This window comes from Mycobacterium sp., assembly GCF_035640695.1.
Taxonomy (GTDB): Bacteria; Actinomycetota; Actinomycetes; order Mycobacteriales; family Mycobacteriaceae; genus Mycobacterium.
Genome location: NZ_DASQVQ010000132.1, coordinates 73,603 through 91,051, shown reverse-complemented (window position 1 = coordinate 91,051; position 17,449 = coordinate 73,603). Strand labels below are relative to the sequence as shown.

Sequence of the window (17,449 nt, the reverse complement as noted above, 5' to 3'; positions counted from 1 at the left end):
GTCGAAGAATGTCCTCGCCCGCACGCGCCGCCACAACCACGGCCGACACCGCACCCCGGCTGCCGACCGTGTGGCCCGGCACGCCGTATCCGCTCGGCGCGACCTACGACGGCGCGGGCACCAACTTCTCGCTGTTCTCCGAGGTCGCCGACAAGGTCGAACTGTGCCTGATCGATCAGGACGGCGCCGAGGAGCGCATCCGCCTCGACGAGGTCGACGGCAACGTGTGGCACGCGTACCTGCCGACGGTCACCCCGGGCCAGCAGTACGGCTTCCGGGTGCACGGCCCGTGGGACCCGGCCAAGGGGCTGCGGTGCGACCCGAGCAAGCTGCTGCTTGACCCGTACGGCAAGTCGTTCACCGGCAACTTCGACCGTGGTCCGGCGCTGTTCTCCTACGACCTCAAAAACCACGACGACGCGGCCTCCGGCCCGCCGCCCGGGCTGGACTCGCTGGGCCACACCATGACCAGCGTGGTGATCAACCCGTTTTTCGACTGGCAGTCCGACCGCTCGCCGCGCACGCCGTATCACGAGACGATCATCTACGAGGCCCACGTGAAGGGGATGACGAAAACCCATCCGGGCATCCCAGAAGAGCTTCGCGGCACCTACGCCGGCCTGGCACATCCGGTCATCATCGACCACCTCAAGTCGCTGAACGTGACGGCGATCGAATTGATGCCGGTGCACCAGTTCATGCAGGATCACCGGCTGCTCGACATGGGGCTGCGCAACTACTGGGGCTACAACACGTTCGGGTTCTTCGCCCCGCACCACGAGTACGCGTCGGTGCAGCACGCGGGCGGCGCGGCGGCCGAGTTCAAGACCATGGTGCGGTCGTTTCACGAGGCGGGCATCGAGGTGATCCTCGATGTGGTTTACAACCACACCGCCGAGGGCAGTCAGCTGGGGCCCACCATCAACTTCCGGGGCATCGACAACGCCGCCTACTACCGGCTGCTCGACGAGGATTTGCGCTATTACAAGGACTACACCGGCACCGGCAACAGCCTCAACGCCCGGCATCCGCACACGCTGCAGCTGATCATGGACTCGCTGCGGTACTGGGTGCTGGAGATGCACGTGGACGGTTTCCGGTTCGACCTGGCCGCGACGCTGGCCCGCGAGCTGCACGAGGTGGACCGGCTGTCGGCGTTCTTCGACCTGATTCAGCAGGACCCGGTGGTCAGCCAGGTCAAGCTGATCGCCGAGCCGTGGGACGTCGGCGAGGGCGGCTACCAGGTGGGTAACTTCCCCGGCCTGTGGACCGAGTGGAACGGCAAGTACCGTGACACCGTCCGCGACTATTGGCGCGGCGAGCCGGCCACGCTAGGCGAGTTCGCGTCAAGGCTGACCGGATCGTCGGACCTGTACGAGGCCACCGGTCGGCGCCCCGGCGCCAGCATCAACTTCGTCACCGCCCACGACGGGTTCACGCTGCACGATCTGGTCTCCTACAACGAGAAGCACAACGACGCCAACGGCGAGGGCAACCGCGACGGCGAAAGCCACAACCGGTCGTGGAACTGCGGTGTCGAGGGACCGACCGGCGACCCGGCCATCGTCGAGCTGCGGTGCCGTCAGATGCGCAACTTCTGGGTCACCCTGATGCTGTCGCAGGGCACCCCGATGGTGCTGCACGGCGACGAGATGGGCCGCACCCAGCGCGGCAACAACAATGCGTACTGCCAAGACAACGAGTTGTCGTGGATGGACTGGTCGCTGACCGAGACGAACAGCGACCTGCTCGAATTCACCCGTCGCGTGACGAAATTCCGTAGCGAACATCCGGTTTTCCGGCGTCGCCGGTTCTTCGCGGGCACCCCGATTCGCAGCGGCGATCAACTCCGCGACATCGCGTGGCTGACGCCCGCGGGCCACGAAATGACCCCGGCCGACTGGGGCGCGGGGTTCGGCAAGAGCATCGCGGTGTTCCTCAACGGCGAGGCCATTCCCGAACCGGACGCGCGGGGCGAACGGATCGTCGACGACTCGTTCCTGTTGTGCTTCAACGCACACGACAACGCCCTGGATTTCGTTGTCCCCGAAGGTGTCTACGGCAAGGAGTGGACGGCAGACCTGGACACCTCCCATCCGGTGGGTGACACCGAGCTGGTGGTGCAGGCAGGCGAGAAGATTTCCATCCCCGGCCGTTCGGTGCTGGTTTTGCGCAAGACGGCGTAACCATGCCCGAGCCGCTGGCGACCTATCGGCTGCAGTTGCGAGGCGATGCCTTCACCTTTGCCGACGCGGTGGAGCTGCTGGACTACCTCGACGAGCTCGGCGTCTCCCACCTATACCTGTCGCCGATCCTGACCGCGGTGTCCGGTTCGGCGCACGGCTATGACGTCACCGACCCGACCAAGGTGTCGCAGTCACTCGGTGGCGCCGACGGGTTGGCGCGGTTGTCGGCCGCGGCGAAGGCCCGCGGCATGGGCCTGATCGTCGACATCGTGCCCAACCACGTCGGCGTCGATCCGCCGGACCAGAATCCGTGGTGGTGGGATGTGCTGCGGCACGGCCGGGACTCGCCGTACGCGACGTTCTTCGACATCGACTGGGGCCTCGACCCCGATCGCCGGATCGTGTTGCCGCTGTTGGGCTCCGACGACGACGTCTCGCGTCTGCACGTCGACGCCGACGTGCTGCGGCTCGACGGGCTGGCGTTGCCGATCGCGCCGGGCACCGGTGGCGGAACCGGGCCTGAGGTGCACGACCGTCAGCACTACCGGCTCGTCGGCTGGCGGCGCGGGGTGTGCGGGTATCGCCGGTTCTTTGCGATCACGTCGCTGGCCGGGCTGCGCCAGGAAGATCGAAGCGTGTTCGAAGCTACGCACGTCGAGGTGGCGCGCTGGTTTTCGGCGGGGTTGGTCGACGGAGTGCGGGTCGATCATCCCGACGGTTTGGCTGATCCGACGGGCTATTTGAGGTGGCTGCGGGAATTGGTCGGGCCGGACGCGTGGATCGTGGTGGAGAAGATCCTGGCCGTCGACGAGCCGTTGGAGCCGTCGTTGCCGGTGGCCGGCACCACGGGCTATGACGCGCTGCGTGAGATCGGCGGGCTGTTCATCGACCCGTCGGGGGCGGCCCCGCTGACTTCGCTGTACGAGTCGGCGGCTGTCGGCTACGCCGCAATGCCGCTGCTGGCGCGGGAATTGAAGGCCAACGTGGTCGTGAACACGCTGGCCAGCGAGCTGGGACGGCTGCGGCGCGCGATCGTCGGGGCCACCGGCGTCGACCATGCGGACCTGCCAGCGGCGCTGGCCGCGCTGGTCGGTCACATCGGCGTGTACCGATCCGACTACCGCGGGCTCTCGTCGGTGACACCCGAGGCGGTGGCCACCACGGTGTGCGAGGCGCCCGAGCTCGCCGACCCGCTCGAGGTGATCGCCGCCGCGCTCGCGACGGGCTCCGAACCGGCGACGCGCTTTCAGCAGCTGTGCGGCGCGGCGACGGCGAAGGCGATCGAGGACTGCCTGTTCTACCGCGACGCCCGGCTGGTGTCACTCAACGAAGTCGGCGGTGAGCCACAACGATTCGGCGTCAGCGCCGCGGAGTTCCATCAGCGCGCCGCCGTGCGCGCCCGGCTGTGGCCGCACACGATGTCGGCGCTGTCGACCCACGACACCAAGCGGGGCGAGGACGTCCGGGCTCGGATCGGGGTGCTTTCACAGGTGTCGTCACTGTGGGCGCGGTTCGTCGCCGCCTGGCAGCAACGAGCGCCGTCGCCCGACGCCGCGACTGGACTATTCTTGTGGCAGAACATTTTCGGCGTGTGGCCCGCGGACGGCGACGTCACCGCCGAGCTGCGTGAGCGGCTGCATGCCTACGTCGAGAAGGCGATCCGCGAGGCCGCCGTTCACACCACGTGGAACGATCCCGACAGCGATTTCGAGAGTGCCGTGCACGATTGGCTCGACACCGTGATCGACGGGCCGGTCGCCGCAGAGCTCACCGAATTCGTCGCACGGCTCGATCCGCACGCGCGCAACGATGCGCTCGGGCAGAAGCTCGTGCAATTGACCGCGCCGGGCATCCCGGACGTCTACCAGGGCACCGAGCTGTGGGAGGACAGCCTCGTCGACCCGGACAACCGGCGGCCGGTCGACTTCGCGGCGCGGCGCAAAGCGCTTGCGGCGCTGGATCACCCGAAGCTCAGGGTGACCACCGAGGCCCTGCGGCTGCGCCGGCGCCGTGCGGACAGCTTCCTGATCGGCGGATACATCCCGGTGCTGGCCACCGGGCCGGCACATGAGCACCTGATCGCATTCGGCCGCGGCGACGACGTGGTGGTGGCGGTGAGCCGGTGGACGGTGCGGCTGGCCGAAAAGGGCTGGCGTGATACGGCTTTGCCGCTGCCCGACGGGCAATGGGTGGAGCTGCTCGGCGGGCGCCGGTGCAGCGGCGCGGCACCGGCCGCCGAGCTGTTCGCCGAGCTGCCGGTGGCGCTGCTGGAGCGCGAGCCGGGGGCAGGAGCGATGGAGGCAGCTCCCGCCCTCGGGGCGGGGGCACAGCTCGGGGACGAGCACCGTGCGTGAATTCGCGGTATGGGCGCCGCTGCCGCAGCTCGTGCGGTTGGACGTCGACGGGCAATTGCACGACATGGCCCGCGGCGGCGACGACTGGTGGCGCGCAACGGTGCCGGCCCGGCCCGACGCCCGTTACGGCTTCGTGCTCGACGAGGATGCGACGGTGCTGCCCGACCCCCGGTCGCCCCGGCAGCCCGACGGCGTTCACGAGCGTTCGCAGCTGTGGGAACCGGACCCACAGGCGTGGACGGACGGCGACTGGTCCGGGCGCCCGATCGCCGGCTCGGTGATCTACGAACTGCACATCGGCACGTTCACACCCGACGGCACGCTGGACGCCGCGATCACCAAGCTGGACCATCTGGTCGGCCTCGGTGTCGATTTCGTCCAGCTGATGCCCGTGAACGCGTTCAACGGCACGCACGGCTGGGGGTATGACGGCGTGCTGTGGTACGCCGTGCACGAACCATACGGCGGCCCGGATGCGTTGGTGCGCTTCATCGACGCGTGTCACAACCGCGGGCTGGGGGTGCTGATCGATGCCGTGTTCAACCACCTCGGACCGTCGGGGAACTATCTGCCGCGGTTCGGCCCGTACCTGTCGTCGGCGCGCAACCCGTGGGGTCAGGCGATCAACCTGGCCGGGCCGCACGCCGACGAGGTGCGGCGCTACATCATCGACTGCGCGCTGCGCTGGATGCGCGTATTCCATGCCGACGGGCTGCGGCTGGATGCCGTGCACGCGCTGGTCGACACCACCGCCATTCACATTCTCGAGGAACTCGCCGCCGAAACCGATGCGCTGGCACACCAGTTGGGCCGGCCGTTGTCGCTGATCGGCGAGAGCGACCGCAACGACCCGCGGCTGATCACTGGGCGTCACCGCGGCGGGTATGGCCTGGCGGCGCAGTGGGACGACGACATCCACCACGCCATCCACAGCGCGGTGTCGGGCGAACGGCAGGGCTACTACGCCGATTTCGGCTCGCTGGAAACCCTGGCCACGACGCTGCAGAACGGCTATTTCCACGCCGGCACGTATTCGTCGTTCCGCGGCCGCCGCCACGGCCGCCCGTTGGACAAGTCGACGATTCCCGCTACCAGCCTGATGGCCTACAGCACCACTCACGACCAGGTGGGCAACCGCGCCGTCGGCGATCGCCCGTCACAGAATTTGGACTTCGGCCAGCTCGCAATCAAGGCCGCGCTGGTGCTCGCATCACCCTATACCGCAATGATTTTCATGGGCGAGGAGTGGGGCTCGTCGCGGCCGTTCCAGTTCTTCAGCGCACATCCCGAGCCGGAGCTGGCGCGAGCCACCGCCGAGGGCCGCAAGCGGGAGTTCGCCGAACACGGCTGGGACACCGACGATATTCCCGATCCGCAAGACCCGCAGACCTTCCTGCGGTCCAAGCTCGACTGGGACGAGGTCCGAATCGGCGAGCACGGTCGGTTGTTGAGCGTGTACCGCGATCTGATTGCGTTGCGGCACAAGGAGCCTGACCTGGCCGACCCATGGCTGCAGCACCTGTGGGTTGATTATGACGAGCAACAGCGGTGGATCGCGATGCGCCGCGGCCCGCTGGTGATCGCCTGCAACATCGGAACCGACGCCGCGACGGTGCCATTCACCGGCGAGGTCGTGTTGGCCTGGGACGATCCCGACGTGCGGGCCGATGCCGTGACGCTACCGGGCCATTCGTTCGCGATATTGCGGGAAGCCCGACCCAGCGCGATGGCGGCTACGGATTGATCAGATACCGGTAGGCCTGCGAATCGGGCTTGAGTTGTTCGACGTCGATGTCGGAAGCCGCCATGCGGGTCAACAGACCGTCGAGATCCTCCGCCGAGCCCAGCTCGATGCCGATCAGCGCGGGGCCGGTCTCTCTGTTGTTGCGCTTGACGTACTCGAACAGGGTGATGTCATCGTTGGGTCCGAGCACCCCGTCGAGGAACCGCCGCAGCGCGCCGGGTTCCTGCGGGAAGTTGACCAGGAAGTAGTGCTTCAGGCCGAGGTGGACCAGGGAGCGCTCGAGAATCTCGCCGTAGCGCGACACGTCGTTGTTGCCGCCGGAGATCAGGCAGACCACCGTCGAATCCGGGTCGATCTGGTCGGTCTCCATCAGCGCCGCGACCGAGAGCGCGCCGGCCGGCTCGGCGATGATGCCCTCGTTCTGATACAGGTCGAGCATCGCGGTGCAGACCGCGCCCTCGTCGACCGGCGTCACCGCCACCATGTCATCGGCGGCGGCCAGCGCGGCATAGGGCAGCGCGCCGGCCCGGTTCACCGCCGCACCGTCGACGAACTGGTCGACGTGTTCCAACGTCACCGGCTCACCCGCGGCGAGCGCGGCGATCATCGCGGCCGCACCCGCGGGCTCGACGCCCAGCACCGACGTGGTAGTGGTCCGCTCGGCGAGATAGGTGGTGATGCCGGCGACGCAGCCGCCACCGCCCACCGGCACCACCACCAAATCGGGTTCGCCGTCGAGCTGTTCGAGGATCTCCGCGGCGATCGTGCCCTGCCCGGCGATCGTGCGCAGGTCGTCGAACGGGTGTACCAGCGTCGCGCCGGTGCGCTCCACGTCCTCGAGGGCCGCGGTGGCCGCCAGGTCGTAGGTGGAGCCCACCGCGATCAGCTCGATGAAGTCGCCGCCGTGGAAACGAATCCGGTCGCGCTTCTGCTTGGGCGTCTTGGCCGGCACGTAAACCCTGCCGTGGACACCCATCGACCGGCAGGCGTGGGCGAAGCCCTGCGCGTGATTGCCGGCGGACGAACACACCACGCCGGCGGCGATCTCGTCGGCGGACAACTGCATGAGCAGGTTGTAGGCGCCGCGCAGCTTGTAAGAGCGCACCGACTGTAGGTCCTCGCGCTTGAGGTAGACGGTGGCGCCGGTCGCCGCGGAGAGCCGCTCGCTGATCTGCAGCGGGGTCGGCGCGACGACCCCGGCAATTCGCTCGGCCGCCGCGTCGATGTCGGCCGCGGTCAGCGGCCCACCGCGGTGGCTCAGGCTCAGTTCAGCGGACACCCGCCAATGGTGTCATGAGACCGGCGTGAGCACGAAGACGGGGATCTGGCGATCGGTCTTGGTCTGGTAGTTGGCGTAGTCCGGCCACGCCTGCACGGCGCGTTCCCACCACCGGGCCTTCTCGTCGCCGAAGACCTCGCGCGCCTCGTAGTCGCGGGTGACGGTGCCGTCCTGCAGCTCGACGCGCGGGTTCGCCTTGAGGTTGTAGTACCAGACCGGATTCTGCGGCGCGCCGCCCAGCGACGCGACAACCGCATACTCGCCGTCGTGCTCCACCCGCATCAGCGGCGTCTTGCGCAGTTTGCCGGTCTTGGCACCGACGGTGGTCAGCAGGATCACCGGCTTGCCCTGCAAGTCGGTGCCGTCTTTACCGCCGGACTCCATGTACTTCTCGGCCTGTTCGCGGGACCAATCGAGAGGGCTGGGTGCATATTCTCCGGATAGTGGCATGCGACCAGCTTAGACCGGCTATTGAAGCGGTCGCGGCAAGGTTTGGAGCAGCGGCCTCGACGTGACATGCCCACTGAGCTCGGTCATGGTTCGTGCACGAGAGGCCCCGGCTCGGCGGCGTAGAGTTCCTCGATTTCTGCGGCGTACTTCTCGTTGATCGGCTTGCGTTTGAGCTTCATCGTCAACGTGATCTCCTCGCCGCCGGGCTCCCAGAACGTCGGCAGCACCCGGAAGCGCTTGATCTGCTCGACCCGGGACAGTTTCGCGTTGCCCTCGGCCACCCCGGCGGCGATCCGGGCGATCAACTCCGGGTCGGATGCCAGTGTTTGCGGCGACGCGTCGGCAAGCCCCCGCTGCGCGGCGTACGGTCCGGCCGACTCGGCGTCGAGCACGATCAGCCCGGTGTTGTACGGGCGGGCGTCGCCGAGAGCGATGATCACGCCGATCAGCGGGCACGCCGCCTTGATCGTGTTCTCGATATTGGCGGGCGACATGTTCTTGCCGCCGGCGTTGATGATCAACTCCTTCTTGCGGTCGACCACCCGCAAGTGGCCATCATCGTCCATCTCGAAGATGTCGCCGGTGTGTAGCCAACCGTCCTTGTCGATCGCCTCGGCGGTCTTCCGCGGCTCCTTGCGATAACCCTTCATGACCAGGGGACCCCGGATCAGCAATTCGCCGTCGTCGGCGATCCTGCCTTCCAGTCCCGGCAGCAGCTTGCCCACGGTGCCCAGTCGCGCGTCGGACGGATGGGCCACGGTGGCAATGCAACTCAGTTCCGACATGCCCCACACCTCGGAGATGGGGATGCCGAGCCCGGCAAAGAATCCCAGCGTCTCCTTCGGGATCGGGGCGGCACCCGACACGGCGCCCCTGAGCTGGTCAAGACCCAGCCTGGCCCGCAGCTTCGACAGCACCAACTCGTCGGCCTTTTCCCACTCTGCCGCCACGTCATCTGGCACCGGTTCGCCGGCCAGCAGCGCCGCGGCCTTTTTCGCGGCGACCGCCAAACCCCACTGCAAGCCTTGGCGTTTCACCTCGTCGGGTTCGGTCGCGGCGGTGAATTCGATTGCCGCCTTGAGCTTTTCCCACACGCGTGGCACCGCGCCCCAGATCGTCGGCCGCACGTCGGGCAGCGCCGCCGCGATGGCGCGGGGGTCGGGAACCGTGGTGACCTGAACGCCGAACACCTCCTGGAGGTAGAGGCAACCCATCCGGTCGGCGATGTGCGCGGACGGAAGAAACGACGTGGTTCGGTCGCCGAACCGGTAACCGAGCACGTCATGCAGGGCGAACGCCTCGAACAACAAACTGGCGTGCGTCATCTCGACGCCTTTGGGGTTTCCCGTTGTGCCCGACGTGTAGATCAGCGTGACGACGTCGTCGGGACGGACCGCCCGCCAGGCGGATTCGAAGTCGAAGTCGTCGGCGCCGCCGGCGATGAACTGCTCGAACGCCATTGTGCCCGCCGGCGATCCGTCGATGCAGACAATGTGCTCGATGGGCGCGCCGCTGGCGCGGATGCGGTCGACGTACTGTGCCTCGCAGATGACGACTTTGGTGCCGGCGTTGTCGAACACGTAGGTCAGCTGCTCCGGGGCCAACGTGTTGTACACGGAGAACGAGGTGGCGCCCACGTGCTGCGCGCCGACGTCGAGCGGATAGAACTCGATCCGGTTGGTCATCATCAGCGAGACGGTGTCGCCACGCTGCACGCCGAGCGCTGTCAGCCCGGCCGCGACCCGGCGCACCTGGCCGGCGTATTGACGCCAGGTCAGCGTCTGGGTGTCTGCGACGGTTCGCAGCGCGACCGCGTCGGGGTCGATCGCGGCCGTGCGCTGGAACGCCTCGCACAGTGTGGTGGGACGTGCGTCGCTCATGGCCGGTTAGCCTACGTGGCTCACACTTGGCTGATGAACGGCATCGAGGAACCCAAGCGGCCCCGTGACGGCGTGGTGCGGCGGGCCGAGCAAATCGCCGTCGACGCTGAGGCGCATCTGCCCGCGTGGCTGCGACCCGGAAACGCGGAAAGCCGCCTCCCCGTGCTGGTGGCGCTGATCACGGCGATCGTCATGCAGCGCGCGATCCCCCAGCGCTACACGCTGGTTCCGCGCTGGCCGCTGATCACGATGGAACTGCTGCTGCTGGCCGTGCTGCTGGTCATCAACCCGGTGCGGATCAAGCGGTCGACGAAGCTGGGTAAGACCGCCAGCTTCGTGCTGTTGGCGGCGATCACCGCCGACAACACCGCCTCGGCGGCGATCCTGGACTACCACATCGTGACCGGCAAGGTGAGTAACGACGCCGCGATCCTGCTGGGCAGCGGAGCGGCGGTATTCCTCACCAACATCATCGTGTTCGGAATCTGGTATTGGGAGTTGGACCGCGGCGGCCCCTTCCGGCGCCTGGGCTCCGATCCGGATCATCCAAAGCCCAGGTTCCCCGACTTCCTCTTCCCACAGATGACGACGGCGAAAGTCGCACCGGAGAAATGGGAGCCGCGCTTTGTCGACTACCTCTACGTCAGCATCACCAATGTGATGGCGTTCTCCCCCACCGACACCATGCCGCTGACGCACCGGGCGAAGGCGATGATGACCTTGCAGGCCGTCGTGGCGGTGTCGACGATCGCGCTCGTGTTCGCGCGCGCGGTGAACGTTTTGCGCTGATTGTTCAGCCACCGAAGCGGAGTACGTTGGCGGACATGGGAATTGATGCGGGGGCACTGACGCCGCTGGAAGCGACCGCCTTGCTCACGGTGTACGCCCGGGCACTGGACAGCCGCTGGGCCCACCCGCCCGATACTGGGCGACGTGCGGGCCGACGAGGTGGTCGCCAAGATCGACTACGACTTCAACGGCCTGGGCGTGGGCAACAGCGTGGTGTGCCAGACGGCGCTGCGCGCCAAGATGCTCGACGACCGGGTGCGGAGGTTCGTCAAGCAGTACCCGGACGGGGTGGTGGTCGACCTGGGCGCCGGCCTGGACAGTGGCGTGTACCGAGTGGACCCGCCACCGACGGTGGACTGGTACAGCGTGGACCTGCCGGACGTCACCGCGCTGCGCGACGCGGTGCTGCCCGCTCGCGACGGGTCGCACTCGGTTGCGGCGTCGCTGGCCGACGGCCACTTGCCGGACTCGATTCCGGCCGACCGGCCGACGATGCTCATCGCCGACGGGCTGCTGGCCTTCCTGTCCGAGGACGTGATCATCCGGCTCTTCGGCCGGGTCACCGACCACTTCTGTAGCGGCGAGGTGGCTTTCAACGACTACGGCCGCATCGGCTGGTTCAGCCGGCTGGCGGTCAGGCTCTCCCCGCGGAAGATGTTCAAGGACGTCGGAAGCCAATGGGGGTATCCGGGATTCAAGGACGCGCACCACCCCGAGACGTGGAACCCGCGGCTGGAACTCGTCGAGGAGGCCAGCCTGGCCCACCAGCCCGAGGTCGACCTGTTTCCCGGCTGGATCCGCGTCGCCACGAAACTGTCCGGCATGAGTAAGGCCGCCGCCCGCAAGGCCCGGATCCTGCGCTACGCGTTCTGACCGCGAGCTGAAGATCGGCTGAAGAATTCCCGCCAAATGCGCCGACATGTCGTCCCGATTCGTCGCGGGACGACTCTGGCAACAGGTCGCCGCACCCCGCCATCGGCACAAGCGCTTGAACGTATCGTCGCCGCCTACCGTAACGGCCGCGACCTGCGAGCACTCACCAAGGCGATCCTCATCGAGAACGCAGCGCTCAGCTAAAGCCCAGCGTGCGAGTCCGGAAGTTGTTGCAAGGGGCCGTGCCTGGAGGCACGCATGGGAGTTGGGTAGCGTCGTTTTATGCTGACCGACAGGGCGCTCGCGCCGTCGTACTCCACCCTCCGGCCGACCAAGCCGATCGCGTCGTCCACCTTCCCGGTGTACGACGATCTCGGCGCGAAGCTCGCCGGGGTCACGCAGCATCCCGACCCGACCGTGGCCCACACCCTCGCGGTGGCGGCCGGGTACGCCTACTCGGACGCCGAGACGGTCGCGATGATGCTCGCGCGCATGGGCCTTGCCGACAACCATTGTCTGCGGGTGGCCATGTCGGTGGACGCGATGTTCATCCAGTCCACCGCCCACGTAGTCCAGAGCAGCGATGGCAGTGTCGTGATCGTGGCCTACCGGGGAACCGAGCCGACGAACTTCGTCAACTGGCTGACCGACGCGGACGTGTACCCCGACAAGATCGCCTTGCGATTTGCGGACGACACCGATCTGTATGCCGTCCATGGCGGGTTCTACCGCAACGTGCGGGCGACCCGGTTCGAGGTTGTCGCGGCTCTGAAGCGGGCGCTTGACGGGCGCTCCGTGCTCGACGACGGCACGGGAGCGTCACCGATGCCGTCGATGGCGAGCCCGATGACAACGCTGTACCTCACCGGTCACAGTCTCGGTGGGGCGATGGCCGCGCTCATGGCCGTGATGCTGTCGGTCGACAAGGACTACGTCGAGCGTTTCGCGCCGGTCTTCAAGGGCGCCTACACGTACGGCGCACCGATGGTGGGCTCACCGGACTTCGCCGAGGCCTGCACCGGCCACCCTTTCCTCAACCGGAACGTAGTCCGATATGTCTACAAGCGCGACCCGGTGCCGCACCTCCCGCCACGGGATTCCGACTTCTTCCAGCACTTTGGACAGGAGTACCGCTACGAAGGCAGCTACCCGTGGAAGGACACCTCCGACGACCCGATTAGGCAAATTGGCCACCCCTTTGCGCTGATCGAGGCCCCGCTGGCGTTCGTTGCCCGCCAGTTCCGGCTGGTGCGTGGCCTACCGTTCCAATTTTCTCTAAACGACCACGGCCCCCAGCACTACATTTCAGCCATCACTCCGCCCGAGGTACCCAACGAGTTCGGCGACGCCTATCTGATCCCGGCAACCTGACCAATCGCGCATCGGGGAGGACATCTGTGCCGGCGATCCCGCCCTCTCCGTGGACGCCGTCGCGCGCCTCGATGCCATCGGTGTCCTGAACGTCCCGGGACCTACGCGACGGTGACGGGCGCGGTAGCGGCCGCCGAATGACGCTGAATGAAAATGGTTGTGGCACAGTGCAATTCAAATCGCAACAGCCACGGCATCCGACACGCCTACGCCCATTATCGCTGGAACTGCGGATATGTGGCTCAATCCGGCAAGTTTCGCGCTCAGCCGCTGAGGCAGTCCGGGCCGAGCAGCGCCTTCAGGTCACCCATCAGCGCCGACGACGGCGTGACCCGCAGCGACGCGTCGAGTTCCAGCGTGGTGACGCGATCGCCGCTGACCAGCCGCAGGTGCACCTGCGAGGTGCCGGGATGGCCCGCCAGCACTTGCTTGAGCGCGGTCACCTTGTCGACCGTGCACTGCCGCGTCGGCATGCTGACCGCCAGCGTTCGGTTCACCTGAACGTTCGAAAAGTCGGGCACGACGAGCTCACCGGCGATCAAGCAGATCCGGTCGTCCTGGATCCGGACCTTCGCACTGATCACCACCACCGCGTCGTCGATGATTTCGGCGCCATATGTGGAATAGGTGTGCGGGAAGAACATCACCTCGATTCCGCCGGTGAGATCCTCCAACTGTGCTGATGCCCAAGGCATCCCGTTCTTGTTCACCCTGCGGTTCACCGACGCGAGAATGCCGCCGACCCGCACCTGGGTTTCGTTCGGGACATCGCCGTCGAGGATGGCCGGGATCTGGGTGTCCACCTGGCCGGCCAGCAGATGAGCGACGCCGTTGAGCGGATGGCCGGACACGTACAGGCCCAGCATCTCGCGCTCCAGCGCAAGCTTGTGCTTGTCGTCCCACTCCTCGTCGGGCACCTTGACCGCGAACACCGCATCGCTGCCGGCGTCGCCCGCTGCCCCGAACAGGTCGAACTGGCCCATCGCCTCGGCCTTCTTGGTGCCCAGCACCGAGTCGACCGCGTCGCTGTGCACCAGGAACAGGCCCTTGCGGGGATGGCCCAGCGAGTCGAACGCACCGGCCTTGATCAGCGACTCGGTGACCTTCTTGTTGCAGGCGGCGATGTCGACCTTGTTCAGGTAGTCCGAGAAGTCGGTGAACTTGCCCTTGCCGCTACGGGTTTCGATGATGGAGCCGACGACGTTGGCGCCGACGTTGCGCACCGCGCCCAGCCCGTAGCGGATGTCGGCTCCCACCGACGCGAAGTTCAGCCCGGATTCGTTGACGTCCGGCGGCAGCACCGTGATGCCGAGCTTGCGGCAGTCGGCCAGATACACGGCGGCCTTGTCCTTGTCGTCGCCCACCGACGTGAGCAGCCCGGCCATGTATTCGGCCGGATAGTTGGCCTTCAGGTACGCCGTCCAGTACGACACCATCCCGTAGCCGGCGGCATGCGACTTGTTGAACGCGTAGTCGGCGAACGGCAGCACCGTATCCCACAGCGCCTTGATGGCGGCGGCAGAGAATCCGTTGGCCCGCATGCCTTCCGAGAAGCCCTCGTACTCCTTGGCGAGCACATCGCGTTTCTTCTTGCCCATCGCCTTGCGCAGGATGTCGGCTCGCGCCAGCGAATAACCCGCCACCCGCTGCGCGATGCGCATGATCTGCTCTTGGTAGACGATCAGGCCGTACGTCTCGGCGAGAATGTCGCGCAGCGGCTCGGCCAGCTCCGGGTGGATCGGGGTGATGGGCTGGCGGCCGTTCTTGCGGTCGGCATAGTCGTTGTGGGCGTTCATCCCCATCGGGCCCGGGCGGTACAGCGCGATGACGGCCACGACATCCTCGAACCCGGTCGGCTGCATTCGACGCAGCAGGTCACGCATCGGGCCACCGTCGAGCTGGAACACGCCCAGCGTGTCGCCGCGGCCCAGCAGCTGGTAGGTTGCCGGGTCGTCGAGCGGCAGCGACTCCAGGTCGACGTCGATTCCCCTGTTGGCCCTGATGTTTTCGATCGCGTCGCCGATGATCGTCAGGTTGCGCAGGCCGAGGAAGTCCATCTTCAGCAGGCCGATCGCCTCACACGCCGGGAAGTCCCAGCCGGTGATCACGGCACCGTCCTGCGGCCGCTTCCACAGCGGAATCGAATCGGTCAGCGGCTCGCTGCTCATGATCACCGCGCAGGCGTGCACGCCGGCGTTGCGGATCATGCCCTCCAGTCCGCGTGCGGTCTGGTAGATCGTGCGCACATCCGGGTCGGTGTCGATCAGGCCGCGCACCTCGGCGGCTTCCTTGTACCGCTCGTGCTCGGGATCCGTGATGCCCGACAGCGGAATGTCCTTGGCCATGATCGGCGGCGGCAGCGCCTTGGTGATCCGGTCGGCGATCGCGAACCCGGGCTGCCCGTAGTGGATGCGGGCCGAATCCTTCAGCGCCGCCTTGGTTTTGATGGTGCCGAACGTGATGACCTGCGCGACGCGGTCGTGGCCCCACTTGTCGGCGGCGTAGCGCACCATCTCGCCGCGGCGGCGGTCGTCGAAGTCGATGTCGATGTCGGGCATCGACGTGCGCTCCGGGTTGAGGAAACGCTCGAACAACAGCCCATGCGGGATCGGGTCGATGTCGGTGATGCCCAGCGCGTACGCGACCAGCGATCCGGCGGCCGAGCCGCGGCCGGGGCCGACCCGGATGTCCACCGACCGGGCGTGATTGATCAGGTCGGCCACGATAAGGAAGTACGCCGGGAAACCCTTGTCGCAGATGACTTCGATCTCGTAGGCCGCGCGCTCGGCATAGCCGTCGGGCAGCCCGGCCGGGAACCGCCGGGCCAGCCCGCCGTCCACTTCATGGCGCAGCCACGACGCCTGGGTGTGTCCGCGGGGAACCGGAAACTCCGGCATCCGGCTGCGCGGCGCCCACACGTCGTCATACGGCTGCACCCGCTCGGCGATCAGCAGCGTGGCGTCGCAGGCGCCCGGAACCTGGTCGTCCCAGATCTGGCGCATCTCCGCGGCGGATTTCAGGTAGTAGCCGTCGCCCTCGAACTTGAACCGGTTCGGGTCCGACAACGTCTTGCCGGTCTGCACGCACAGCAGCGCCTCGTGGTTGTGCGCGTGATCGCGGGTGACGTAGTGACAGTCGTTGGTGGCCAGCGGTGCGATGCCGAGCTTGCGGCTGATGTCGAGCAGCCCGTCGCGCACCTGCCGCTCGATCGCCAGGCCGTGATCCATCAGCTCGAGGAAGTAGTTGTCGGGGCCGAAGATCTCCCGCCACTGCGCGGCCGATTCCAGCGCTTCGGTGAAATGCCCGAGCCGCAGCCGGGTCTGCACCTCCCCAGACGGGCAGCCGGTGGTGGCGATGATGCCGCCGGCGTGCTCGGCGATCAGTTCGGCGTCCATCCGCGACCACTTGCCGAGCTGGCCCTCGAACGATGCCAGCGACGACAGCCTGAACAGGTTGCGCAGACCTGCGGCGTTCTCGGCGATCATCGTCAGGTGCGTGTAGGAGCCGCTGCCGGAGACGTCGTCGGCCTTCTGGCTGGGATCACCCCAGAAGATCCGGCGGGTATCAAAACGGGAACCGGGAGCGATATACGCCTCCACACCGATGATCGGCTTGATGCCAGCCTCGGTGGCCTTCGAGTAGAACTCGCTGGCACCGAACATGTTTCCGTGGTCGGTCATCCCGATCGCGGGCATCTCCAGCCGGTGCGCCTCGGCCAGCATCGGCGCGATCTTCGCGGCACCGTCCAGCATCGAGTACTCGGTGTGGTTGTGCAGGTGCACGAAGGACGACTGGTTCATAGGGTGGCCAGTCTATGGCGGCCCACCGACGAGTTTGGGCGTGTCGCCGCGTGCGTGTCTCATCACGACGCGCGTTCCAGCTCATACCGCAACGGATGGAGGGCTCCCCGCTTCAAGGCCGCGCGCAGCGGGCCTGGGCCGGACACGTATTGACACATCTGCTCGCCGGGCACCCGGTCGACCCGCACCAATCGCCAACCGGGCAGCCGCCGCAGCAACCGCTCGCCGCGCGGGCCGGCGGCCAGTGAACGGTTGAACCCCACCATGATCAGCCGGGCGCCGGGCGCGGCAACACCCGTCACACTTTCGGCATAAGCGTCGCGCCGGCCGGGCGGGATCGTGTGGTAGCAGCCGCCGTCCATCAACAGCGTGAATCCCGAGCCGATGTCCAGCTCGGACAGTCGCGTCACGTCCCCCTGCACGAATTGCACCTGCAGTCCCCGTGACTCGGCCGTGCGCCGGGCCACGTCGATCGCATAGCCAACCATCTCGACGCCGATGGTGTCCCAGCCGTGTGCGGCCAGATAAAGAGCGTTGCGGCCGGTGCCGCAGCCGAGGTCAAGGCCGCGTGCCGGCGGCAACCGATGCGGGCCCTCGACCAACTCCACCAACCGGTGATCGGGAACATCGGAGGGCTGTGGCCCGAGACCCGCCCGGTACGCCAGCTCGCCCACCGCCCGCAAGATAGAATTCACCACAAGCTGAATTGTTTCCTCGCCGGCC

The 17,449-nt window shown here is 67.1% G+C and carries 9 protein-coding genes and 2 pseudogenes; 6 read left to right on the top strand and 5 right to left on the bottom strand.

Translation table 11 applies throughout. The features are described 5' to 3' along the window. Positions 1 to 8: 8 nt before the first annotated feature. The 3 genes and pseudogenes from glgX to treZ all read left to right on the top strand — a co-directional run bounded on the left by glgX (position 9) and on the right by treZ (position 6,284). A complete protein-coding gene (gene glgX, locus VE759_RS15650) occupies positions 9 to 2,186 on the top strand; it encodes a glycogen debranching protein GlgX (protein ID WP_324934024.1) in 2,178 nt (725 codons plus the stop codon). Between the two features lie 2 nt (positions 2,187 to 2,188). Continuing rightward, a pseudogene (treY, locus tag VE759_RS15645) lies at positions 2,189 to 4,462 on the top strand (malto-oligosyltrehalose synthase); the annotation flags it as partial. Between the two features lie 70 nt (positions 4,463 to 4,532). Then, positions 4,533 to 6,284 carry a malto-oligosyltrehalose trehalohydrolase gene (gene treZ / locus VE759_RS15640; RefSeq protein WP_324934022.1) on the top strand — a complete coding sequence of 584 codons (1,752 nt, stop codon included), beginning with the start codon at positions 4,533 to 4,535 and terminating at the stop codon, positions 6,282 to 6,284. Here treZ and ilvA read toward each other — a convergent pair. The 3 genes from ilvA to fadD11 all read right to left on the bottom strand — a co-directional run bounded on the left by ilvA (position 6,274) and on the right by fadD11 (position 9,893). After that, positions 6,274 to 7,563: a threonine ammonia-lyase IlvA gene (ilvA, locus tag VE759_RS15635; protein ID WP_324934020.1), complete on the bottom strand. Its 1,290-nt coding sequence runs from the start codon at positions 7,561 to 7,563 to the stop codon at positions 6,274 to 6,276. The two genes, treZ and ilvA, sit on opposite strands and share 11 nt — an antisense overlap. Positions 7,564 to 7,575: 12 nt before the next feature. Beyond that, complete coding sequence (locus VE759_RS15630; RefSeq protein ID WP_324934018.1) at positions 7,576 to 8,013, bottom strand: nitroreductase family deazaflavin-dependent oxidoreductase; 438 nt, start codon at positions 8,011 to 8,013, stop codon at positions 7,576 to 7,578. An 83-nt stretch (positions 8,014 to 8,096) separates the two neighbouring features. Next, on the bottom strand, positions 8,097 to 9,893 hold the full coding sequence (gene fadD11, locus VE759_RS15625; RefSeq protein ID WP_324934017.1) for a fatty acid--CoA ligase FadD11: 1,797 nt from the start codon (positions 9,891 to 9,893) through the stop codon (positions 8,097 to 8,099). Between the two features lie 33 nt (positions 9,894 to 9,926). Here fadD11 and VE759_RS15620 point away from each other — a divergent pair, with 33 nt between their 5' ends. The 3 genes and pseudogenes from VE759_RS15620 (at position 9,927) to VE759_RS15610 (ending at position 12,926) form a co-directional block, all read left to right on the top strand. Then, positions 9,927 to 10,682, top strand: a complete 756-nt coding sequence (locus VE759_RS15620) for a hypothetical protein (protein ID WP_324934015.1) — start codon at positions 9,927 to 9,929, stop codon at positions 10,680 to 10,682. A 35-nt stretch (positions 10,683 to 10,717) separates the two neighbouring features. Beyond that, positions 10,718 to 11,555, top strand: a pseudogene (locus VE759_RS15615) (class I SAM-dependent methyltransferase). 282 nt (positions 11,556 to 11,837) lie between these two features. Beyond that, positions 11,838 to 12,926 (top strand): lipase family protein, encoded by a 1,089-nt coding sequence (locus VE759_RS15610; RefSeq protein WP_324934013.1) that lies wholly within the window; start codon positions 11,838 to 11,840, stop codon positions 12,924 to 12,926. A 263-nt stretch (positions 12,927 to 13,189) separates the two neighbouring features. Here VE759_RS15610 and dnaE read toward each other — a convergent pair whose 3' ends face one another. Then, the gene (dnaE, locus tag VE759_RS15605) at positions 13,190 to 16,726 is read right to left on the bottom strand and encodes a DNA polymerase III subunit alpha (RefSeq protein WP_324934011.1); all 3,537 of its coding nucleotides are present in this window, start codon (positions 16,724 to 16,726) and stop codon (positions 13,190 to 13,192) included. A gap of 62 nt (positions 16,727 to 16,788) precedes the next feature. Next, positions 16,789 to 17,424 carry a class I SAM-dependent methyltransferase gene (locus VE759_RS15600; protein WP_324934009.1) on the bottom strand — a complete coding sequence of 212 codons (636 nt, stop codon included), beginning with the start codon at positions 17,422 to 17,424 and terminating at the stop codon, positions 16,789 to 16,791. Positions 17,425 to 17,449: the final 25 nt, after the last annotated feature.